The organism is Salmonella sp. NW722 (assembly GCF_051702785.1).
Classification (GTDB): domain Bacteria; phylum Pseudomonadota; class Gammaproteobacteria; order Enterobacterales; family Enterobacteriaceae; genus Salmonella; species Salmonella enterica.
On sequence record NZ_JAMMIN010000002.1, the window covers coordinates 129,435 to 153,117 of the forward strand.

General features: G+C 52.3%; 19 protein-coding genes and 1 other RNA gene. 10 read left to right on the forward strand and 10 right to left on the reverse strand.

All coding sequences use genetic code 11. The features are described 5' to 3' along the window. Positions 1–17: 17 nt before the first annotated feature. Both NA330_RS04960 and NA330_RS04965 read right to left on the reverse strand, forming a co-directional pair. A complete protein-coding gene (locus tag NA330_RS04960; RefSeq protein ID WP_000057285.1) occupies positions 18–413 on the reverse strand; it encodes a YraN family protein in 396 nt (131 codons plus the stop codon). Next, positions 371–2,413, reverse strand: coding sequence for a penicillin-binding protein activator (locus NA330_RS04965; RefSeq protein ID WP_023241653.1), 2,043 nt, complete (start codon positions 2,411–2,413; stop codon positions 371–373). The genes NA330_RS04960 and NA330_RS04965 overlap by 43 nt, the downstream gene beginning before the upstream one ends. A gap of 63 nt (positions 2,414–2,476) precedes the next feature. On the opposite strand from NA330_RS04965, the gene rsmI reads away from it, so the two are divergent. Continuing rightward, positions 2,477–3,340 carry a 16S rRNA (cytidine(1402)-2'-O)-methyltransferase gene (rsmI, locus tag NA330_RS04970; RefSeq protein ID WP_000812295.1) on the forward strand — a complete coding sequence of 288 codons (864 nt, stop codon included), beginning with the start codon at positions 2,477–2,479 and terminating at the stop codon, positions 3,338–3,340. A 157-nt stretch (positions 3,341–3,497) separates the two neighbouring features. Here rsmI and NA330_RS04975 read toward each other — a convergent pair whose 3' ends face one another. From NA330_RS04975 to garD, 8 genes are all read right to left on the reverse strand, one after another. Beyond that, the gene (locus NA330_RS04975) at positions 3,498–4,271 is read right to left on the reverse strand and encodes a DeoR/GlpR family DNA-binding transcription regulator (protein WP_001083899.1); all 774 of its coding nucleotides are present in this window, start codon (positions 4,269–4,271) and stop codon (positions 3,498–3,500) included. 110 nt (positions 4,272–4,381) lie between these two features. Beyond that, positions 4,382–5,425: a galactitol-1-phosphate 5-dehydrogenase gene (gene gatD, locus NA330_RS04980; RefSeq protein WP_023205235.1), complete on the reverse strand. Its 1,044-nt coding sequence runs from the start codon at positions 5,423–5,425 to the stop codon at positions 4,382–4,384. 43 nt (positions 5,426–5,468) lie between these two features. Next, the gene (locus NA330_RS04985) at positions 5,469–6,842 is read right to left on the reverse strand and encodes a galactitol-specific PTS transporter subunit IIC (RefSeq protein WP_000490600.1); all 1,374 of its coding nucleotides are present in this window, start codon (positions 6,840–6,842) and stop codon (positions 5,469–5,471) included. A gap of 3 nt (positions 6,843–6,845) precedes the next feature. Next, on the reverse strand, positions 6,846–7,130 hold the full coding sequence (gene gatB, locus NA330_RS04990; RefSeq protein WP_000824293.1) for a PTS galactitol transporter subunit IIB: 285 nt from the start codon (positions 7,128–7,130) through the stop codon (positions 6,846–6,848). A 30-nt stretch (positions 7,131–7,160) separates the two neighbouring features. Further along, on the reverse strand, positions 7,161–7,625 hold the full coding sequence (gatA, locus tag NA330_RS04995) for a PTS galactitol transporter subunit IIA (protein WP_000080445.1): 465 nt from the start codon (positions 7,623–7,625) through the stop codon (positions 7,161–7,163). Positions 7,626–7,639: 14 nt separating this feature from the next. Next, a complete protein-coding gene (gene gatZ / locus NA330_RS05000) occupies positions 7,640–8,911 on the reverse strand; it encodes a tagatose-bisphosphate aldolase subunit GatZ (protein WP_023241652.1) in 1,272 nt (423 codons plus the stop codon). A gap of 119 nt (positions 8,912–9,030) precedes the next feature. Then, positions 9,031–9,885 carry a tagatose bisphosphate family class II aldolase gene (locus tag NA330_RS05005; RefSeq protein WP_023241651.1) on the reverse strand — a complete coding sequence of 285 codons (855 nt, stop codon included), beginning with the start codon at positions 9,883–9,885 and terminating at the stop codon, positions 9,031–9,033. 258 nt (positions 9,886–10,143) lie between these two features. Beyond that, positions 10,144–11,715, reverse strand: a complete 1,572-nt coding sequence (garD, locus tag NA330_RS05010) for a galactarate dehydratase (RefSeq protein ID WP_023241649.1) — start codon at positions 11,713–11,715, stop codon at positions 10,144–10,146. Positions 11,716–12,244: 529 nt separating this feature from the next. Between garD and garL the strand changes: the two genes are divergently transcribed. From garL to pflB, 9 genes are all read left to right on the forward strand, one after another. Continuing rightward, positions 12,245–13,015 carry a 2-dehydro-3-deoxyglucarate aldolase gene (gene garL, locus NA330_RS05015; protein WP_001057715.1) on the forward strand — a complete coding sequence of 257 codons (771 nt, stop codon included), beginning with the start codon at positions 12,245–12,247 and terminating at the stop codon, positions 13,013–13,015. A 25-nt stretch (positions 13,016–13,040) separates the two neighbouring features. Continuing rightward, the gene (gene garR / locus NA330_RS05020) at positions 13,041–13,931 is read left to right on the forward strand and encodes a 2-hydroxy-3-oxopropionate reductase (protein ID WP_000178106.1); all 891 of its coding nucleotides are present in this window, start codon (positions 13,041–13,043) and stop codon (positions 13,929–13,931) included. 97 nt (positions 13,932–14,028) lie between these two features. Beyond that, on the forward strand, positions 14,029–15,174 hold the full coding sequence (garK, locus tag NA330_RS05025) for a glycerate 2-kinase (protein WP_023241648.1): 1,146 nt from the start codon (positions 14,029–14,031) through the stop codon (positions 15,172–15,174). Between the two features lie 32 nt (positions 15,175–15,206). Further along, an RNA gene (rnpB, locus tag NA330_RS05030) (RNase P RNA component class A) lies at positions 15,207–15,581 on the forward strand. Between the two features lie 1,054 nt (positions 15,582–16,635). Further along, complete coding sequence (tdcA, locus tag NA330_RS05035; RefSeq protein ID WP_001094907.1) at positions 16,636–17,574, forward strand: transcriptional regulator TdcA; 939 nt, start codon at positions 16,636–16,638, stop codon at positions 17,572–17,574. A 97-nt stretch (positions 17,575–17,671) separates the two neighbouring features. After that, positions 17,672–18,661: a bifunctional threonine ammonia-lyase/L-serine ammonia-lyase TdcB gene (gene tdcB / locus NA330_RS05040; protein WP_000548368.1), complete on the forward strand. Its 990-nt coding sequence runs from the start codon at positions 17,672–17,674 to the stop codon at positions 18,659–18,661. Positions 18,662–18,681: 20 nt separating this feature from the next. Then, positions 18,682–20,013, forward strand: coding sequence for a threonine/serine transporter TdcC (tdcC, locus tag NA330_RS05045; RefSeq protein ID WP_000108129.1), 1,332 nt, complete (start codon positions 18,682–18,684; stop codon positions 20,011–20,013). 66 nt (positions 20,014–20,079) lie between these two features. Next, complete coding sequence (tdcD, locus tag NA330_RS05050) at positions 20,080–21,288, forward strand: propionate kinase (protein ID WP_023205496.1); 1,209 nt, start codon at positions 20,080–20,082, stop codon at positions 21,286–21,288. Between the two features lie 33 nt (positions 21,289–21,321). Next, positions 21,322–23,616 carry a formate C-acetyltransferase gene (gene pflB / locus NA330_RS05055; protein ID WP_023202751.1) on the forward strand — a complete coding sequence of 765 codons (2,295 nt, stop codon included), beginning with the start codon at positions 21,322–21,324 and terminating at the stop codon, positions 23,614–23,616. The last annotated feature ends 67 nt before the right edge of the window (positions 23,617–23,683 follow it).

The window sequence follows — 23,683 nt, forward strand, 5'->3', positions numbered from 1 at the left end:
ATCCTTAAAATCTTCAATTATGAGTGGTCGTTAAACGCATCCCGAAACCACTCAATCTCATTTCCGGTGAAGGCTAACACATCGAACCGACAATCCACAGTATCAAAACTCCCATTCTGGCGGGCGAGCCACAAGCGGGCAGTATGTAATAATTTGTGTTGCTTGCTGCGGGTCACACTAGCCGCCGCGCCGCCATAAAGCCCGGAGCGCCGATAGCGGACCTCAACAAAAACCGTCGTTTTTCCGTCGCGCATGATCAGATCGATTTCGCCGCCGCGCTCGCGCACGTTGGCGGCGATAAACCGCAGTCCTTTGCTTTCCAGCCAGCGACGCGCGGCAGCTTCCCACGCGTCGCCAGCCTGTTTACGCGTTAGCTGGCGGGAACAATCTCCCCTTGCTGGTATTTGAGCCATGATAACTTCCTGTTAATCACACAATCCGGGCTGGCGGTTAATGCGCCGGTATTACCATTGATCTCAAACCCCTGCACCTGACGCATCTGCGAAAAGTGGTTCGCCAGCGTCCAGGCATCCACGCCCATGGCGTACATCCGCGCCAGAGAATAGTCGTTATGTACAGCGCTCAGCGCCTGCTGCATCAACGGCATATTGCCGCCTGCCAGCATAGGAATTTCACTGTATTGTAAACCCTCCATTTCCAGACGGAAGTCGGGGCCGGAGGTGCCTTGCGCGCTGCGGGAGCTGGCATACAGCGTCGCGCCGCTCTGGGTGCCGTTACGCATGGCGATCATCGGTTTGATAAAGCCAATCTCTTCCGGCGTAGCCAGAATATAGACCGCGTCTACGCGTCCGCCGCTGGTGATTTGCGCGTCGGTCGGCGGCGCAGGGATGGTCAGACCGCCAATGGTGACGCCAGGCTGCGCAGGCACGCTGGCGGCGACCGGGCTGCCCGTCAACGCGATACCCGCGCCGCCGTTCACGCCCATTTTCAGCTCGGCTACGGAGCCGAATTTTTGCTGTAACACGATGCCGCCGCCCAGTTTTTGCCACTCCTGGGTGAAGGCGTTCGCCACGCGATCGCCAAGCGTGCTGCGTGGGATCAACAGCAGCGGCGACTGCTTGCCCTGGTCATAAATATGATGCGCCGCATCACGGGCTTCATCTTCTGGAGAGAGCGCGAAATAGCAGATATTAGGGAAGCTACGTACCGTTTCCGGCTGGTTGAGCGCCAGCACGTTGAGCGGCGTGTTGCTTTTCATCAGCGCTTCCACATTGTTTTTCAACAGCGGCCCGACCACGATACTGGCGCCGTCTTGCTGAACCTGAGCAAGCACCTGATCCAACGGCTGGGAAGAGGTATCGTAGATTTTTAATTCAGCGGAGGGATCCGCCGGCGCGCTTGTTGTAGCAGGGGGAGTTTGTGGCGCGCTGACTGGCGTAGCGGACTGGGATGGAGCGTCATCAGTCAGATCGCTCACCGAGGCCTGCGACGGACTGGCGACGCCGTTGGTCATTTGTGGCTGCGTCTCCTCCACGCCAGGTTCTACCGGCGCGTCAGGCGCGGCGGCAGGCTGCATCTCTACCGCCTGGGTGCCGAGGTTTTTCGCGGCTTCGAAACCTTGCTGGATGGTACGGCCAAACACGGCAGCCTGACCGTTCAGCGGCAGCAGCAGAGCGATTTTGCTGGTGGAAGCCGGTTTGAAACGTTGTACATTGACGAGCTGCGTCGGCAGCATTTTCGCCCCCGGATTTTGCGGGTAGCGTTTTTGCCAGTCGGCGATCCCGGCTTTCAGCATGTCCGGATCGTTGCGGTTGTCAAACCAGACGCGTTGCAGATCCAGCCAGCCCTGAAGCACATTTTCATCGGCGTTGATAACCAGCGTCCTGGCCTGATCCGGCGTCATGGCGGAGAGCGCCTGCCAGGTGGCGTCGATATTTTTTTGTTTATCTTTCGCCGCCAGTAGCGGTTCCTGGGCGATTAACGCCCGCAACAGGGTAAGCGACGGGCGTCCCTGGCTGGCAACGATCTGCGCCTGCCAGTAACGCGCTTGCTGATTTGGCGCAAAGTCGGCGGGTTTTAGTTTATCCAGCAAGGCCTGCGCGCCTGCGACATCTTTTTGCGCCAGTTTGATTTCTACCGCTAATAAAGACTGTTCGCGACGCTGGGTATCGTTCAGATTTTGCGGGAGTTGGTTGAACAGGTCGACGGCCTGCTGGCTTTTTCCTTCTTTCAGCAGTGCATGAATGGCGAGTAATTGCCAGTTGGTCTTGCTATCATCTGCGCTTTGCTGCATCTGATGCAGGTAAAAGGCGGAGTCAGCTTGCGCTGAACCCTGCATATAGGCTGCGCTTTGATCTGGCGCCTGGGTGCCGCACCCGGCGAAAAGTAGCGCAGCCAGGACGACAGGCAGCGCGCGTGCGGCGTTCAAACGAGAAAATGTTGAGGGTACCATACTGTATCCAGTGATATTTTTTTACGCAATGCTCAATATTAAATCGGCAATACGGACGACACAATGAAACAAAACGAATCGGCGGATAATTCTCAGGGCCAACTCTTTATTGTACCTACTCCTATCGGTAATCTGGCGGATATTACCCAGCGTGCGTTGGAGGTGTTACAGGCTGTAGATCTGATTGCCGCCGAGGATACTCGTCACACCGGTTTATTGCTGCAACATTTTGGGATTAATGCCCGATTGTTCGCGCTGCACGACCATAACGAACAACAAAAAGCGGAAACGCTGGTCGCGAAGCTAAAAGAAGGGCAGAACATTGCGCTGGTTTCCGACGCCGGTACGCCACTGATTAACGATCCGGGCTACCACCTGGTGCGTACTTGTCGCGAAGCGGGCATCCGTGTGGTGCCACTACCGGGGCCATGTGCTGCTATCACTGCATTAAGTGCCGCAGGTTTGCCATCCGACCGTTTCTGCTATGAAGGCTTTTTACCGGCGAAATCCAAAGGCCGCCGTGATGCGCTAAAAGCCATTGAAACGGAACCGCGAACGCTGATTTTTTATGAGTCAACCCACCGCCTGTTAGATAGCCTGGAAGATATCGTCGCGGTATTGGGAGAATCCCGTTATGTGGTGCTGGCGCGTGAGCTGACCAAAACCTGGGAGACGATTCATGGCGCGCCGGTCGGCGAGCTGCTGGCGTGGGTCAAAGAAGATGAAAACCGTCGCAAAGGCGAAATGGTGCTGATTGTCGAAGGCCATAAAGCGCAAGAAGACGACCTGCCCGCCGACGCGCTGCGCACGCTGGCGCTGCTACAGGCAGAACTGCCGCTGAAAAAAGCGGCGGCGCTGGCAGCAGAAATTCACGGCGTGAAGAAAAATGCGCTGTATAAGTATGCGCTGGAGCAGCAGGAAGAATAAAAGCGAGCGCCCGGGAACCGCCTTTTATCGCCATCGCGTTAATACTCAATCAGGTGATTGATGTGGGTAAATTGATGGGGGCATTGGGCGGTGATAGCGGGCCGGACCTTTCCTTCGGGCTTACTCTCGCGATCAGCAACGCATAACCGACTCCTTTTTAGACGATCATTAATTCCACGCCTGTTTTCGCTAATGCCGCTTTATCCTGTTTGCTGATGGTGTCATCGGTTATCACACAGTCGATCTTGTCCATCGGCAATACCTGGTTAAAGCCGCGACGGTTAAATTTGGTCGCGTCCAGTACCGCGATAACTTTGTGTGCCGCCGCCGCCATGACGCCGCTAATGGAATAACCTTCGTTAAACGTGGTAATACCGTTTGTCGCATCAATGCCATCCGCCCCGACAAACATGACATCGGCGCTGATGCCGTGTAGCGATCGTTCCGCAATCGTGCCGTGCATTGAGTGGGTTTTATGCCGTACCGTACCGCCGCAAACCACCAGCGTGAGATCTTTATTTTCTGATAGCGTAAAAGCGGCAGGCAAGCTGTTAGTGATCACCGTAATATTGCTTTTTCGCGCGAGCGCTTCCGCAATCAGTAATGTTGTGCTCCCGCTATCCAGGATGATGGTCATTCCTTCTTCAACCATTGCCGCAGCCGCCTGGGCAATCCGCTTTTTCGGATCGCTGGCGAGTTGATACCGATCTTCCAGAATGACTTCCTGATTGTCGCCTTCCGCCAGATGACTTCCCGGTTTTGCCGCGCCGCCATGAAAACGGGTGACAAGGCCTTTCTCTTCCAGCAGACGCAGGTCAGCGCGGATAGTCACTTCAGAAATACCAAAGGTATTTGAAAGGTCCATCACCAGCACGCTGCCTTGCGTATTAATCAGGTCGACAATTTTATTTCTTCGCTCAAATGAGTTCATATTGATTTGCCTGATAATTAACTGTAACTAGTTTAATCGAAGGATTGCGAAAGGTGAACGCTAAATTTCGAAAGGAAATGTGAGCCAGCGCAGGTTGCTGGCTCGTACCATCAGGAAAGTTGAAGTAAGATTTTGCCCTGCATGGGCGCGCCATTAAGCGCTTTGACTGCTTCTGCAAAGCTTTCCGCATCGCCGCGATGGGCAATGAGAGGGGTCAGTTGAAGACGTTTTTCAGCCAACAGGCGCGCTGCGGTTTCCCATTCTTCTCCTGGCCATGGCGCGGAGTAGTTCATCCAACTGCCGAGGAGCGTGAGCTCTTTACGCAAAATTAATCCGAATGTACGCGTTGTCAGGGTGAGATCGTGATGTAACGTCCCCACCAGCGCCAGTTGCGCGCGCGGCCCGGCGATATCGATAGCCAGCGAGACGGTCTGGGGAGTTCCTGCCGTTTCGAGAACCAGTTGATCACACTGAATGCCGGACAACGCGGTCTGGATGTCGTCGGCGGTCATTTCCCGGCTATTACAGGTATGCGTTGCGCCGAGCGCTTTCGCCAGTTCCAGTTTCTGCGGATTGATATCAATCGCCGTTACGCTTCGCGCGCCCAGTTCCCGCGCGCATTGTAAGGCCAGCAGGCCAATTGTCCCGGCACCGACGATAATTACGTTTTTCCCCTCGCAGCCCTGCGCCAGATGAAAGGCGTGTAAGCCCACGGTAATCGGTTCGATAAACGCGCCATCTTCAATCGGCATATCAGACGGCAAGCGGAAAAGATTGGCCCGTTTGACCACCACATATTCCGCATTACCGCCTTCGCTGCGCGATCCTACAAACTGATACTGTTTGCATAAAGAAAAGTAACCGCGTTCGCATTGCGGGCAGTGAAAGCAGGGAAGAAGCGGGACACAAGCGACGGCATCGCCAGGCTGCATATCCGTTACGCCTGTGCCGTAGGATTCAACGTAGCCGCTGAATTCATGACCTAACGTAATAGGATAATAATGGGCGCCCTGCGCGAAAATACGCGGGATATCCGATCCGCAAAGCCCTGAGCTAACGACTTTGACCAACACATCGTCCTCGGCTTGCAGTTGTGGTAAGGGGCGTTCTTCAACGCGCACGTCTCCCTCAGCGTGAATAACCACTGATTTCATAACATTCTCCAGGAAGGTGAGGGGAGCGATTGCTCCCCTAAAATTAAGAGGCGATTTGATTTTGCTGTAGCGCCGTGGCTTTCTCAGCCGCAACAAACTGTCGGGCGCGACGCCAGGTCAGCAGTACGCCGGCCAGATAGATAATGGCAATGACGGCGAAGCCGACGATATTCTGCCAGGTAAAAAGTTGAATCAGCAGCCAGGTGATAGGGGAACCGCCCTGATCCAGCGAGGCGACTTGTCCGCCAGCTTTTAGCGCTCCGGCATTGGCAGCCAGTTGGGTATGCAGGCCAATCGTCTGGGTGGCTATCCACAGGGTGATACCCATGATAATGACACCTGAAATCAGCGTGCGGAACAGGTTGCCCTGGTGTACCGCGACCGCCATCGCAATAAAGAAACCGATGGTGGCGAGGTCGCCGAACGGCAGCACCTGGTTCCCCGGTACTAAGACGGCAATCAGGATGGTCAGCGGAATGAATATCAGGCTCGCGGAGACAACAGAGGTATGACCGAGCAGTAGCGCTGGATCAAGGCCTATCAGGAACTCCTGCCCGCCAAATTTAGCCTGTAGACGTTTACGCGCATGTTTCGCGATAGGCGTTAGGCCATCCATAATAGGTTTAATGACGCGTGGCATAAGCAGCATCACCGCTGCGGTTTTGACCGCCAGTTGCAGAACGGCTTTGGCGTCGTAGCCTGCCAGTACACCAATCACCAGCCCCATCACGAAGCCGACAGTCACCGGCTCGCCAAACGGTCCGAAGCGTTTCTGAACATCGTCTGCGCTAAAGTGAATACGATTGAGACCCGGAATTTTTTCGATAATGGTATCAACGAGCACCGCCACGGGGCCCAGGTACGCGGATGAGCCGTGTGGGATAGCAATCCCCTCGAGGCCAAAATAGTCGCGGGTATCTTTGGCAAACCAGTCCCCCAGTTTGTAGACAAAGGCGGCATGAACCACAACGCCCAGAATCCCCAGCCAGTATGAACCGGTCGCCAGATGCAGCATGGCGCCCGTAAAGGTCATGTGCCAGATATTCCAGATATCGACATTCACCACGCGGGTCATGCGGGTCACCAGCATCAGGACGTTAACCCCGATGGCGACAGGGATCGCGACCAGCGCGATTTGTGACGCCCAGGTCATGGGCGATGAACCCGGCCAGCCGACGTCAATAACGTGGAGATTGATTTGGAAATGTTCCGCCATGGCTTTCGCCGCGGGGCCGATAGAATCCAGCATCAGGCCGATGACCAGACCAATACCCACGAAGCCGATACCAATATGCAAACCCGATTTAAAACAATCCCCAAGCTTCATTCCCAGCAGTTTAGAGAACACGATGATCACCAGAGGCAACATCACCGTTGGGCCTAAGTCGAGGATATAACGCATTATTTCGCTAAACATACGTTACCCCATGAGAATGGACAGAATTTTTTGCTGCAATGCTTCAATACCCACGCCGGAAACAAAAGGCATGCCGTGAACGACGGGAATATCGCCAAAGGCGCGATCGACCCTGGCAGTGGTACAGATAAGATCGGCGCCGTCCATATAGGTTTCGATTTCGGTGACCCGGCATTGCACTAAGTCGAGCTCAATATGGTTGGCATCACATAGCTCTTTAATTTCTTCCGCAGCCATCGTTGAGGTTGCAACCGCACCGCCACAGGCCACAATTACTTTACGTTTCATAGGGTATTCCTCATTATTATCAATTTATTATCAAACCTGGACGCACTGCTCAGGCTCAAGGATGGTTTCCTGAAAGCGTATCGCCAGTTCGGCATCCGGCGCGCTTAACAGGGCATCGAGGGTGCTCGGGTTCTGTAGCTCACTAAACAGGCGGCGCAGAAGTTTTAGCTGTGCCGCCGGGTTTTCAACGATTAAGGCGATGATTAACGAAACGGCAATCTCTTCGTCATCATCCGCCTGTTGAAACATGACCGGCTTATCTGGACGAATCAGATAGATAGCGGGTGATTTCGCATGAACCGCCTCGCAATGAGGGATAGCGACGGCGTGACGCTCCAGCGCAATGCCGGTAGGAAAAGACGCTTCACGCTCCACCAGCGCCTGCGGATAACTATCATGTACCACGCCTTTCGCCAGCATCTCTTTGCCAATGTGCGCCAGCGCCTGTTGGCTCGAGTCGAATGTGATTCCGGTTCGGACAAATAGTTGGCTCATAAATTCTCCATTATTCAGGCGACATCCGGCGTGCAACCGAAGCGATAAGCGCGCAGAACATCCTGAATTTTGTCAATAATCAGGTTATGCGGCGTGGGGGTGAGCACGCCCTCAGACAGGCGTTCAAACTGTACGGGCATAAACTGGCTAATTAATCCCAGCGGCAATGTGACGTTGTTCAGATTGGCGATTAACTTCTCTACGCTTTGACGAATACGCGGGTGCGGCCAGTAATAGCGAATACGGTCAGACAAACTAAAGTGGATGTCGATCATCGCTTGGCTCCAGGTTGGACGGTAGTATTTTTTCCAGTAGCCTGGCTCGTTTAGCATCACTTCATCGATAACTTCCATCACGCGGCTACGTTGTTCTGGGGATACCAGCTCATTTTCCATTTGCGCAAGTGCGAAAATGGCTTCGCGCAGCGCGAAAGTGAGCGCTGGGCCGACCTTCAGAATGGCGTAATGATCGCGAACGAGGGCGCGGTAGGCCTGTCGCGTCTGATAATCAGTCGAATGCGCTTCATAGACCATTGGCGTTTCTTTTATCCATGCGGAGAGCGCCTGTGCCGCCTGCGGCTGATAATGAATAATCTGGGTATGATCAAATTCAACGCCCGGCTGTACGACAATCGCGATAACCCGGTTCAATGCCTCATCCAGCCCCAGGGCGCGAAAAGCAGCCTGATGCGTTTGCAGCGTGCGGGCCGCATCCTGTTCGCGGGTAACATGTACGGCGTTAATGGCGCTGGCTTCCCCGCCCGGAACCGGAACTTCAGTGCCGATAACATAGGTTAAATGGCGTTTTTGTTCGTTGGTCGCCGTCGTTTCCGCTGCCTGGCAAAGCAGGGCGGCGCGTTTAGCGACAACCATTGGGTCCAGCGGCGTCGGGTCGTCAGCGCAGGACATAGAGGCATCAAGATGGATTTTGCTAAACCCGGCAGCGACGTAAGCCTTAATGAGTTCGACGGATTTTTCCATCGCCGTATCCGCAGGTTCGTTTTGCCAGCAGTTAGGTCCCAGGTGATCGCCGCCTAAAATAAGCCGTTCGCGTGGAAAACCCACTTCCTGGGCGATGCCATAGACAAAATCACGAAAGTCAGCCGGTTTCATGCCGGTATAACCGCCAAACTGATTAACCTGGTTAGAGGTCGCTTCGATCAGAACTTTGTTCCCGCTATTCAGATCAAAACGTAATGCGGATTCAATCACCAGCGGGTGTGCTGAACATACGGAACAGATCCCTATCTGTTCCCCTGCTTTGTGACGAGAAATTATTTCTTTCACTTCTGGCTCCGATATCTTTTGTTTATCTTCATAATATTTTTGGTTTGAAGGCAAAGGATAATAATGGCTTTCGTGATCCAGCTATGAAAACGCCCTTTGCCGTGCTAAATCCGGGGGCTTTAGAGCTTCCCCTCACAACCGCAGTCGGCAATCACTTTACGTACAACCTCTTTCATGGCCGCTTTCGCCGGGATCATGTAATGGCGGGGATCGCTGGCCTCTGCGTGTTGCGTTAAATAGTTTTTAAGCGCGCCGGAAAAGGCGATTTTAAGCTCGGTGGCGACGTTAACTTTGCAGATGCCCAGCGAAATAGCGCGGGTAATATCGCGGGTCGGCAGGCCAGAGGCGCCGTGAAGGACTAAGGGGACATCAACCCGCTGACGAATTTCCGTCAGTCGTTCAAAATCAAGTTTTGGTTCAGCGGTGTAGAGGCCGTGAGCGGTGCCGATAGCAATGGCTAACGAGTCGATACCCGTTTTTTCTACAAATTCCCGGGCCTGTTCCGGATGGGTATAAAGCACATCTTTACCGTCAACGATAAGATCGTCTTCCTGCCCGCCGAGACGCCCAAGTTCAGCTTCAACGCTGACATCGTAGCGATGACAGTAATCAACCACGCTTTTCACCAGCGCAATATTGTCGGCAAAGGGGAAATGCGACCCGTCGATCATGACCGAGCGTACCCCGGCGGCGACTTTCATTTTGATGTCGGCCAGTTTTTCATGATGATCGAGATGTACCGCGAGAGGATGGTTCCAGCTTTTCGCCAGTTCTGCGGCGATGGCCACGATATTACCGACGCCTGCGTAGCTAAAGGTGCCTGGCGTACCGGCGACAATCAGCGGAGAGCGCAATTCTGCGGCGGTTTCCACCACCACTTGCAATGTCTCCAGGTTGTGGATGTTAAACGCCGGCACAGCATAACCTTCCTGCTGCGCCTTCTTTAGCATTGTTCTGCCTGAAATGATAAACATCCTTCCTCCGAAATCTTTCGTTTGTTTTCTTTGAAAGAATTTATAGGCTTTCGGAATGTTTTTTTGTGATTTTGATCTGATAAATGAAAGTTTCGAAATAAAATGGAAGTTATCGAAAGTCAGGCATAAAAAAAAGCATGTCGGGCAGACATACTTCAGGCTACAGACTAAGGGCGAAAAAATACCGGGTAGCGCTGGCGCTTACCCGGTCTACAGATTATGCGGTTATACCCTGCTCGGAGAAGGGTACTGACTGGATCAGGTCACTGGCGCCGGGTTAAATATCGCCAGTTGGTTATGTAGGCCCCACTGGTCCGAGAAAGTCTTTTTCCGGCCGCTGGCGACATCGAGAATAAAGTGAAACAGCTTCCAGCCCACATCTTCGATTGTCTCTTCACCCGTGGCGATGGTGCCTGCATTGATATCCATTAAGTCATACCAGCGGTTCGCCAGCTCGGTACGCGTCGCCATTTTAATGACCGGCACCGCCATCAGCCCGTAAGGCGTGCCGCGTCCGGTGGTAAAGACCTGTACGGTAATGCCGGAAGCGACCTGCTGCGTGCCGCAGACGAAATCGCTGGCGGGCGTCGCGGCGTAAATCAGGCCGCGTTTGGTGGGGCGCTGGCCCGGCGACAATACTTCGACAATGGCGCTCTTACCCGATTTAGCGATAGAGCCCAACGCTTTTTCCACGACGTTCGCCAGACCGCCTTTTTTGTTGCCAGGGGACGGGTTAGCGCTGCGATCGGTTTTCCCCATATCAAGGTAGTTATCGTACCAGGCCATTTCATCCAGCAGGCGTTTACCCACGGCTTCGTTGATGGCGCGCGGCGTCAGAAGATGAATGGCATCGCGCACTTCGGTGACCTCCGAGAACATGACGGTCGCGCCGCAGCGTACCAGCAGATCGGAAGCATAACCCACCGCCGGGTTTGCCGTGACGCCGGAAAACGCATCGCTGCCGCCACACTGCATCCCGACGACCAGCTCGGAGGCCGGGCAGGTTTCGCGCTGGCGCTGGTTCAGTTTCGTCAGATGGCGTTCGGCGACCTGCAAAATATCGTTGACCATTGATTTAAAGCCGACATGCTGCTCGTCCTGTAAACGCACAATACTGGCGCTTTCAACGGCGATGGCGGGGACATCCTCGGTGCCTTCCAGCAGTCGTTCCGGCTGCAGTTTTTCGCAACCGAGGCCAATCACCATCACTTCGCCGCCAAAATTGGGGTTGAGCGCGATGTTATGAATTGTGCGAATCGGCACGACCGCCGCCGGCGCGTTGATTGCCACGCCGCAGCCGTACAGATGGTTTAGCCCTACAACGCCATCGACATTCGGGTATTTGGGCAGGAGATCGCGCTCAATCACTTTCACCACATAATCGACCACGCCCGCCACACAGTGCACGCTGGTGGTAATGCCAAGCAGATTTTTGGTGCCGACGCTGCCATCGGCGTTACGATAGCCCTCAAACGTATAGCCTTCCAGCGGCGGCAGCGGTTCCGGTACTTTGGTCGCCAGCGGTAGCGTATTCAGCGGCGGCGCTTTTGGCAGTTCGACCAGCGACTCGTCGATCCAGCTTCCGCGCGGGATGTCGCGTACCGCATAACCGATGACTTCGCCATAACGGATGATTTCGCCGTGAGCGGGGATATCCGTCAGAGCGACTTTATGGCCTTGCGGAATATGTTCAGTCAGTTCCAGGCCATCCGGAAAACGTGTTCCGGCTTTAAGACCGTGGTCATTAACAATAATTGCGACATTATCGGTTTCATGTACTTTTATATAAAACGCCGATGGCGATTCCTGGCGAATTTCGATATTGGCCATTGTTCAACATTCTCCAGCCTGGATGATAGAAATAGGATTATCTATTTTGGTTATGGTTAAATCGTTAAATCTCAATATAAGAAATAAAGTTCATGCATAATGAAATAAGAATGACAGGAGTATAAATATAAGAATGTGATCCAGATCACCGCAAATTATGAAATTTTTTATACAGGCCGGGTAAAGCGTAAATGTGTGCATTAGCGCCCAGTATCATGGGCGTATGCTCAAAAATAAGCGTTAAATAATCCCTTTTTAATGAGCGTTTGCACAATGATTATCCGCCATAGGCTGTTTATACTGAATGGCGAATTCAGTGTATCTGACGAGTTATTTGAAAATACCATGATAATAATAAAAGACGATAAAGATATCAGAACGGTATATTGTGCTACAGGATGTGTACCACATTAGAAATAGAATGCGGAGACCCATTCTGATTTCAGATAAGCATTTTATTGTCGTTGCTATAAGTTATGGTGGCGGCATCACATGTAGAGAATTAAAGAAATAAGCGAAGGTATAAGCGATGAATAACGCTATTTTCCCGAATAAGTTTAAAGCGGCGCTGGCGGCGCAACAGGTGCAGATTGGCTGCTGGTCTGCACTGGCAAGCCCAATCACCACCGAAGTTCTCGGTCTGGCGGGATTTGACTGGCTGGTGCTGGATGGCGAACATGCGCCGAACGATGTGACCACCTTAATTCCACAGTTAATGGCATTGAAAGGCAGCGCCAGCGCGCCTGTGGTACGTGTGCCAACCAATGAACCGGTCATTATCAAACGGATGCTGGATATTGGGTTTTATAATTTCCTGATCCCCTTTGTTGAAACGCAAGAGGAAGCGGCTCGCGCCGTCGCCTCGACGCGTTACCCGCCGGAAGGCATTCGCGGCGTCTCCGTTTCTCACCGCGCGAATATGTTCGGTACGGTGCCTGATTACTTTGCGCAGTCGAACAAAAACATCACCATTATTGTTCAAATCGAAAGCCAGTTGGGTGTCGACAATGTTGATGCCATCGCCGCAACGGAAGGCGTTGATGGCATTTTTGTCGGCCCAAGCGATTTGGCCGCCGCGCTGGGTCATCTCGGCAATGCTTCTCACCCTGACGTGCAGCAGACGATTCAACATATTTTCGCCCGCGCTAAAGCGCACGGTAAACCGTGCGGCATTCTGGCGCCGGTAGAGGCGGATGCCCGCCGTTATCTGGAATGGGGCGCGACCTTTGTCGCCGTTGGCAGCGATTTAGGCGCATTCCGCGCCAGCACGCAGAAGCTTGCCGACACCTTTAAAAAATAATCCTGGTATGGAAAGAGAGAACGCTATGACGATGAAAGTTGGCTTTATTGGCTTAGGCATCATGGGTAAGCCCATGAGCAAAAACTTACTGAAAGCAGGGTATTCGCTGGTGGTGTCCGATCGTAATCCTGAAGCGATTGCTGACGTCATTGCCGCAGGCGCGGAAACGGCCTCTACGGCGAAGGCGATCGCTGAACAGTGTGACGTCATCATCACGATGCTGCCTAACTCTCCGCATGTGAAAGAGGTTGCGCTGGGCGAAAACGGTATCATCGAAGGCGCGAAGCCGGGAACCGTATTGATTGATATGAGTTCTATCGCGCCGCTGGCAAGCCGTGAAATCAGCGATGCGCTGAAGGCGAAGGGCGTTGAGATGTTGGATGCGCCGGTCAGCGGCGGCGAGCCGAAGGCGATTGATGGCACGCTGTCGGTGATGGTGGGGGGCGATAAAGCCATTTTCGACAAGTACTACGACCTGATGAAAGCGATGGCGGGTTCCGTGGTGCATACCGGCGATATCGGCGCAGGCAACGTCACAAAACTGGCTAACCAGGTGATCGTGGCGTTGAATATCGCCGCCATGTCTGAAGCGCTGACGCTGGCGACTAAAGCGGGCGTCAACCCGGATCTGGTCTATCAGGCGATTCGCGGCGGTCTGGCTGGCAGCACGGTACTGGATGCGAAAGCGCCGATGGTCATGGACCGAAACTTTAAGCCAGGTTTCCGTATCGATCTGCACATTAAAGATCTGGCGAATGCGCTGGATACCTCCCACGGCGTTGGCGCGCAGCTCCCGCTGACCGCCGCCGTTATGGAAATGATGCAGGCGTTACGCGCGGATGGACACGGTAATGACGACCATAGCGCGCTGGCGTGCTACTACGAAAAACTGGCGAAAGTGGAAGTCACTCGCTAACGACGTTGTGCCCGGATGGCGTGTAGCGATCCGGGCCTGAATTTCAGGCTGGATAAGTGAAACGCCATCCGGCGTTGTGCAGTAACAGGCTACCACTATGAAAATCGTAATTGCCCCCGACTCCTATAAAGAAAGCCTTTCTGCCGCCGAGGTAGCGCAGGCGATAGAAAAAGGATTTCGGGAAATTTTCCCCGATGCGCAATATGTCTCTGTTCCGGTTGCCGATGGCGGCGAAGGAACGGTCGAAGCCATGATTGCCGCGACGCAGGGCGTTGAACGCGCCGCATGGGTGACCGGGCCGTTGGGTGAAAAAGTGAAAGCCTGCTGGGGAATGTCCGGGGATGGTAAAACCGCGTTTATTGAAATGGCGGCGGCCAGCGGACTGGCGCTGGTTCCGCCAGAAAAACGCAACCCTTTGATTACTACCTCGCGGGGAACGGGGGAGCTGATATTGCAGGCGCTGGAAAGCGGCGCAAGCAATATCATTATCGGCATTGGCGGCAGCGCGACAAATGACGGCGGCGCAGGGATGATGCAGGCGTTAGGCGCAAAACTGCGCGATGCAAACGGCGCGGATATCGGTTACGGTGGCGGAAGCCTTCATTGTCTAAGCGACATTGATATTTCAGAGCTCGATCCCCGTTTAAAACTCTGCGCGATTCGTGTCGCTTGCGATGTCTCTAATCCTCTGCTCGGCGACAACGGCGCATCACGAATTTTTGGGCCGCAGAAAGGCGCGACCGAAGAGAACATTGTTGAGCTGGACAGAAATCTTGCTCACTATGCCGACATCATAAAAAAATCGCTGAATGTCGACGTAAAGGCGGCGCCCGGCGCAGGCGCGGCAGGCGGTATGGGGGCGGCGTTAATGGCTTTTCTCGGTGCGGAATTACGCAGCGGGATCGAAATTGTCACGGCGGCACTGAACCTGGAGGAGCATATCCACGACTGTACGCTGGTGGTGACGGGAGAAGGGCGGATTGATAGCCAAAGTATTCGCGGTAAAGTGCCGATTGGCGTCGCGAATGTGGCGAAAAAATATCATAAGCCAGTGATTGGCATTGCCGGCAGCCTGACGCACGATGTAGGGATAGTGCATCATTATGGCATCGACGCTGTCTTTAGCGTACTCACGCGCATCGTGACGCTGGAGGAGGCTTTTCGGGGCGCTTTTGACAATATTTATCGGGCATCCAGAAATGTTGCTGCCGCTCTGGCGATAGGAATGCGCAGCGCAGGGTGACAAAGTCGCGCGAACCCTCTATACTGCGCGCCGAAGCTGACCAGACAGTCGCCGCTTCGTCGTCGTCCTTTCGGGGAGACGGGCGGAGGGGAGGAAAGTCCGGGCTCCATAGGGCAGGGTGCCAGGTAACGCCTGGGGGGGAAACCCACGACCAGTGCAACAGAGAGCAAACCGCCGATGGCCCACGCAAGTGGGATCAGGTAAGGGTGAAAGGGTGCGGTAAGAGCGCACCGCGCGGCTGGTAACAGTCCGTGGCACGGTAAACTCCACCCGGAGCAAGGCCAAATAGGGGTTCATAAGGTACGGCCCGTACTGAACCCGGGTAGGCTGCTTGAGCCAGTGAGCGATTGCTGGCCTAGATGAATGACTGTCCACGACAGAACCCGGCTTATCGGTCAGTTTCACTTCTTCATAAAACCCGCTTCGGCGGGTTTTTGCTTTTACAGGGCGGCAGGATGAATGGCTGTCCACGACACTATACCCAAAAGAAAGCGGCTTATCGGTCAGTTTCACTTCTTCATGCAAAAACCCGTCAGTGTAAGCTGGCGGGTTTTTGCTTTTACAGGGCGGCAGGATGAATGACTGTCCACGACGCTATACCCAAAAGAAAGCGGCTTATCGGTCAGTTTCACCTCTTCATAAAACCCGTCAGTGTAAGCTGGCGGGTTTTTGCTTTTACAGGGCGGCAGGATGAATGACTGTCCACGACACTATACCCAAAAGAAAGCGGCTTATCGGTCAGTTTCACCTCTTCATAAAATCCGCTTCGGCGGGTTTTTGCTTATCAGGCCGGTGAAGGGGATAGAGGTTGCAGAAGACGCCAGCGTCACTATCCGGCAATTAATTGACAGCCGTGGTGGCATAATATTATTCGTTTTTGTGATGAGAAACACAAAACGCTATAGACTGCGCTCTTTTTAGTTGAAGTGAAAAGCAATCGATTTCTTTCACAAAATTACATTCTGAAAAACAGCTAGAAAGCGGTGTAAATTATTTGTTGTAAATGAAAATTAAATGTATGAAATATTTTGGTTAAAATTTTATTAAATGTTTCTTTACAAACAAATAAGGTAAAAAAATGTGACGCGTAACGGTTTTTAAGCGCATTTACCTTCGGTTTATACTTAAATTTGAGAAATTACGCTTTAAATTTAACGCTGGAATTGCCGATAAAATGTCCCGTAATTGATTGAAATATCGTCTTCATGGGATGTCGAAAATAGGAGATAAAATAGGCTGGTTATCGCCATAATATATCGTTATCCCGACCCTATTTTTTGATTGAAATCAGGCTAAGTTGCTGTTTTGTTTTTGTAACTCATTGAAGTAATGGGTTTTCTTTATTTAATAAAGACCATGTAAAAATTATGGTAAGTTAATTTGTGAGTGGTCGCACATAACCTTTAAGATTTAATTTGCTACACTTCCTGCCGTTCACAATGTTATTTCAGAGCGGTAGATATGAATACTCTTGTTCTCCCTAAAACACAGCATTTGGTGGTCTTTCAGGAAGTCATTAGAAGTGGTTCTATCGGTTCTGCCGCAAAATCGTTAGGGTTAACCCAACCCGCCGTCAGTAAAATCATTAGCGATGTTGAGGCCTATTTTGGCGTTGAGCTAATTGTACGTAAAAATACCGGCGTTACGTTGACCGAAGCGGGACAGGTACTGCTTTCCTGGTCTGAATCTATCACCCGCGAAATGAAAAACATGATCAACGAGATGAACAGTATGACGTGCAATACCGTTGTCGACGTCTCGTTTGGCTTTCCTTCGCTGATTGGCTTTACCTTCATGTCCGATATGATTCATAAGTTCAAAGAGGTCTTTCCAAAAGCGCAGGTATCCATGTACGAAGCCCAGCTCTCTTCATTCCTGCCGGCCCTGCGCGACGGGCGGCTGGACTTTGCTATCGGTACGCTCAGTAATGAAATGCAACTACAGGATCTGCATGTCGAGCCGCTGTTTGAATCAGAGTTTGTCCTGGTAGCCAGCAAGTCCCGAACATGCACCGGCACCATCACACTGGAATCGTTAAAAGACGAACAGTGGGTGTTGCCGCAAACGAATATGGGCTACTACAGCGAATTACTCACCACTCTACAACGAAATGGCATCAGCATCGAAAACATTGTTAAAACAGATTCCGTTGTCACAATATATAATCTTGTTCTCAATGCTGATTTCTTAACTGTTATTCCCTGCGATATGACCACGCCTTTTGGCTCTAATCAATTTATCACGATACCAATCAAAGACACATTACCCGTCGCACGTTATGCGGCGGTATGGTCTAAAAATTATCGTATCAAAAAAGCCGCTTCAGTATTAGTAGAATTGGCTAAGCAATATTCATCATATAATGGATGCAGACGCAGGCAGTTAATAGAAATTGAATGATATGGAATAAACATATTTAGCGAAATTGACGTCACCTGTTTATTTTAAACAGTGGACAACGGTAACTTATTTTTAATACCCAGGTTAAGAGGTTATAATGCACATTACATACGATCTCCCGGTTGCAATTGAAGATATCCTCGAAGCGAAAAAAAGACTGGCGGGGAAGATATATAAAACGGGAATGCCTCGCTCTAACTATTTTAGTGAACGTTGCAAAGGCGAAATATTTCTCAAGTTTGAAAATATGCAGCGTACGGGTTCATTTAAAATTCGTGGCGCTTTTAACAAACTTAGCTCGTTAACGGAGGCGGAAAAACGTAAAGGCGTCGTGGCCTGTTCCGCAGGTAATCATGCACAGGGCGTTTCTCTTTCTTGCGCAATGCTGGGTATTGACGGCAAAGTCGTGATGCCGAAGGGCGCGCCAAAGTCAAAAGTGGCGGCCACCTGTGATTATTCGGCGGAAGTGGTGCTCCACGGTGACAACTTCAATGACACCATTGCTAAGGTGAGTGAAATTGTCGAAACCGAAGGTCGCATTTTTATTCCGCCTTACGACGATCCAAAAGTCATTGCCGGGCAGGGCACTATTGGTCTGGAAATTATGGAAGATCTGTACGATGTCGATAATGTCATCGTGCCTATTGGCGGCGGCGGTTTAATTGCAGGTATTGCCATTGCGATTAAATCGATTAACCCGACCATTAAAGTTATCGGCGTACAGGCCGAAAATGTTCACGGTATGGCGGCGTCTTATTACGCTGGCGAAATAACCACGCACCGAACGACCGGCACCCTGGCGGATGGTTGTGATGTCTCCCGCCCGGGTAATTTAACCTATGAAATTGTTCGTGAATTAGTCGATGACATTGTTCTGGTTAGCGAAGATGAAATTCGTAACAGCATGATCGCTTTAATTCAGCGCAATAAGGTTATTACTGAAGGCGCTGGCGCTCTGGCCTGCGCCGCACTATTAAGCGGGAAATTAGATAGCCATATTCAGAACAGAAAAACGGTCAGTATTATTTCTGGCGGCAATATCGATCTTTCTCGTGTATCACAAATTACGGGTTTAGTTGACGCTTAATCTTTTCGTGAGGATAGGATATGAGTACTACTGATAGCATTGTATCCAGCCAGGCAAAACAGTCGTCATGGCGTAAATCGGACACGACGTGGACGCTGGGTTTATTTGGTACCGCCATTGGCGCCGGGGTGCTGTTTTTCCCTATCCGCGCCGGGTTTGGCGGGCTTATCCCCATTCTGCTGATGTTGGTTTTAGCTTACCCCATTGCGTTCTATTGTCACCGGGCGCTGGCGCGTCTGTGTTTATCCGGATCTAATCCGTCCGGCAATATTACGGAAACGGTCGAAGAGCACTTTGGTAAAACGGGCGGGGTAGTTATCACGTTCCTTTACTTCTTTGCGATTTGTCCGCTGCTGTGGATTTATGGCGTCACCATCACTAACACGTTCATGACGTTTTGGGAAAACCAGTTGCAGATGCCAGCGTTGAACCGCGGTTTCGTGGCGCTGTTCTTGCTGCTGCTGATGGCCTTTGTGATCTGGTTTGGTAAAGATCTGATGGTTAAGGTGATGAGTTACCTGGTATGGCCGTTTATCGCCAGTCTGGTGCTAATCTCATTATCGCTGATTCCTTACTGGAACTCGGCGGTTATCGATCAGGTTGATCTCAGTAATATCGCGCTGACCGGGCACGATGGCATACTGGTTACGGTGTGGCTGGGCATCTCTATCATGGTGTTCTCCTTTAACTTTTCGCCCATCGTCTCTTCCTTCGTGGTGTCTAAGCGTGAAGAGTATGAGAAAGAGTTTGGTCGCGAATTTACCGAGCGTAAATGTTCACAGATCATCTCGCGCGCCAGTATGCTGATGGTCGCCGTGGTGATGTTCTTCGCCTTTAGCTGTCTGTTTACGCTCTCCCCGCAGAACATGGCGGATGCGAAAGCGCAGAACATTCCGGTACTTTCCTACCTGGCCAACCATTTCGCCTCTTTGTCGGGGACAAAATCCACTTTTGCAACGGTGCTGGAGTATGGCGCGTCTATCATCGCGCTGGTTGCTATTTTCAAATCTTTCTTCGGCCACTACCTGGGGACGCTGGAAGGGCTGAACGGCCTGGTGCTGAAATTCGGTTATAAAGGCGATAAAACCAAAGTCTCTATGGGCAAGCTTAATACCATCAGCATGATCTTCATTATGGGGTCTACCTGGGTCGTAGCTTACGCAAACCCGAACATTCTGGACCTGATTGAAGCGATGGGCGCGCCGATTATCGCCTCGCTGTTATGCCTGCTGCCGATGTACGCCATTCGTAAAGCGCCGTCGCTGGCGAAGTACCGTGGTCGTCTGGATAACGTGTTCGTCACCCTGATTGGTCTGCTGACCATCCTGAATATTGTCTACAAATTGTTCTAATCCTCACGTTTAGCCTGCGTTCCGCCCCAGGGCGTGGACGCAGGCTGACATCGACGGAGGCACTACATGAATGAATTTCCGGTCGTTCTGGTCATTAATTGCGGATCATCTTCTATCAAATTCTCTGTACTGGATGTCGCTACCTGTGATGTTTTAATGGCGGGAATAGCAGATGGGATGAATACTGAAAACGCCTTTTTATCTATTAATGGCGATAAGCCGATAAACCTCGCGCACTCTAATTATGAGGACGCGTTAAAAGCCATTGCCTTTGAGCTGGAAAAACGTGATTTAACGGATAGCGTGGCATTAATTGGTCACCGTATCGCGCACGGTGGAGAGCTATTTACGCAGTCCGTCATTATTACCGATGAGATTATCGATAATATTCGTCGGGTATCGCCTTTAGCGCCGCTGCATAATTACGCTAATTTAAGCGGCATTGACGCGGCGCGGCACCTTTTCCCGGCCGTGTGTCAGGTGGCGGTATTTGATACAAGTTTCCACCAGACGCTGGCGCCGGAAGCCTATTTATACGGATTGCCGTGGGAATATTTTTCCAGCCTGGGTGTGCGTCGCTACGGCTTTCACGGTACGTCGCATCGCTATGTTTCGCGGCGCGCGTATGAACTGCTTGACCTCGATGAAAAAAACTCGGGTCTGATTGTCGCGCATCTGGGCAATGGGGCGTCTATCTGCGCGGTACGCAATGGTCAGAGCGTGGATACCTCAATGGGGATGACGCCGCTTGAGGGGCTGATGATGGGCACTCGCAGCGGCGACGTTGATTTCGGCGCGATGGCGTGGATAGCCAAAGAAACCGGGCAGACGTTGAGCGATCTGGAGCGAGTGGTGAATAAAGAGTCCGGTTTGCTCGGCATCTCCGGGTTGTCATCCGACCTTAGAGTCCTGGAAAAAGCCTGGCACGAAGGACATGAGCGCGCCCGGTTAGCGATAAAAACGTTTGTCCACCGTATCGCCCGTCATATTGCCGGACACGCGGCATCGTTACATCGGTTGGATGGCATTATTTTTACCGGCGGTATTGGTGAAAATTCAGTATTAATTCGCCAGTTGGTAATTGAACATCTGGGCGTACTGGGGCTTACGTTAGACGTTGAAATGAATAAGCAGCCGAATTCTCACGGCGAGCGCATTATTTCCGCTAACCCTTCTCAGGTTATTTGCGCTGTTATTCCCACGAATGAAGAGAAAATGATTGCCCTTGATGCCATTCATTTAGGCAACGTGAAAGCACCAGTGGAATTTGCATAACTTAACGGCTGTTCTGTAGAGAGATTATTTTTCATGAAGGTAAATATCGATACCAGCGATATGCTGTATGCCGAAGCATGGCGTGATTTTAAAGGTACGGACTGGAAAGAAGAAATTAATGTCCGTGATTTTATTCAGCATAACTATACACCCTATGAGGGGGATGAATCTTTTCTCGCCGACGCGACGCCAGCGACCACAGCGTTGTGGGAAAAGGTGATGGCGGGAATACGTATCGAGAACGCGACCCATGCGCCGGTGGATTTCGATACCAACATCGCGACGACGATTACCGCGCACGATGCGGGGTATATTGAAAAAGAGCTGGAAAAAATCGTCGGTTTACAAACGGATAAGCCGCTTAAACGCGCTTTGCATCCGTTTGGCGGCGTTAACATGATTAAAAGTTCATTCCACGCTTATGGCCGCGAAATGGACGCCGATTTTGAATATACCTTTACCGATCTGCGGAAAACCCATAATCAGGGCGTATTCGATGTTTACTCGCCGGATATGCTGCGCTGCCGTAAATCCGGCGTATTAACCGGTTTGCCGGATGGTTATGGTCGCGGGCGCATTATTGGCGATTATCGCCGCGTCGCGCTGTATGGCATCCGTTATCTGGTGCGCGAACGCGAGCTGCAATTCGCCGAGCTGCAGTCGAATCTGGAGCAGGGACAGAATCTTGAGGCGACGATTCGCCTGCGTGAGGAGTTGGCGGAGCATCGTCGCGCGCTGCTGCAAATGCAGGAGATGGCGGCGAAATACGGCTACGATATCTCCCGCCCGGCGCGAAACGCGCAGGAAGCGGTACAGTGGCTCTACTTCGCTTATCTGGCGGCGGTAAAATCGCAAAATGGCGGTGCAATGTCGCTGGGAAGAACCGCCTCGTTCCTTGATATCTACATTGAGCGCGATTTCAACGCGGGCCTTCTGACAGAGCTGCAGGCGCAGGAACTGATCGACCATTTCATCATGAAGATCCGCATGGTGCGCTTCCTGCGCACGCCGGAATTTGATTCGCTCTTTTCCGGCGATCCGATCTGGGCCACCGAAGTTATTGGCGGGATGGGGCTTGATGGCCGCACGCTGGTGACGAAGAACTCTTTCCGTTATCTGCATACCCTGCACACGATGGGGCCAGCGCCGGAACCGAACCTGACCATACTGTGGTCTGAAGCGTTGCCGGTGGCATTCAAAAAATATGCTGCGCAGGTCTCCATCGTGACCTCATCTTTGCAGTATGAAAACGACGATTTAATGCGTACCGACTTTAACAGCGACGATTACGCCATCGCTTGTTGCGTCAGCCCGATGGTCATCGGTAAGCAGATGCAGTTCTTCGGCGCGCGCGCCAACCTTGCCAAAACGTTGCTGTACGCTATCAATGGCGGCGTTGATGAGAAACTGAAAATCCAGGTTGGGCCGAAAACCGCGCCGTTAATGGATGAGGTGCTGGATTACGACGCGGTAATGGAGAGCCTAGACCATTTTATGGACTGGCTGGCGGTGCAGTACATTAGCGCGCTGAACATTATTCACTACATGCACGATAAGTACAGCTATGAAGCTTCGCTGATGGCGCTGCACGACCGTGATGTGTATCGGACGATGGCGTGCGGCATCGCCGGACTGTCGGTGGCGGCGGATTCCCTGTCCGCCATCAGGTACGCTCAGGTGAAGCCGATTCGCGACGAAAATGGCCTTGCCATCGACTTCGCTATTGAAGGCGAGTATCCGCAGTACGGCAACAACGATGAGCGCGTGGACAGCATCGCCTGCGACCTGGTGAAACGCTTTATGCAAAAAATTAGCGTGTTGCCGACGTATCGCAATGCGGTGCCGACGCAGTCCATTTTGACCATCACCTCGAACGTCGTGTACGGACAGAAGACCGGCAATACGCCGGATGGACGCCGCGCCGGAACGCCGTTCGCGCCGGGGGCGAACCCGATGCACGGTCGTGACCGCAAAGGGGCGGTGGCCTCGCTGACGTCGGTGGCGAAACTGCCGTTTACCTACGCCAAAGACGGTATTTCGTACACCTTCTCGATTGTGCCTGCGGCGCTCGGGAAAGAAGATGCGGTGCGGAAAACCAATCTTGTCGGCCTGCTGGACGGCTATTTCCATCATGAAGCACAGGTAGAAGGCGGGCAGCATCTGAACGTCAATGTCATGAACCGTGAAATGTTGCTGGATGCGATTGAACATCCGGAAAACTACCCGAACCTGACGATCCGCGTTTCCGGCTATGCCGTGCGCTTCAATGCGCTGACTCGTGAGCAGCAACAGGACGTTATTTCGCGCACCTTTACTCAGGCGATGTAACGTGAACGGGGCGATCGTGTGGATCGCCCCGCGACGGATCTTCACTGAACGGTAATCTTAGGGGGAG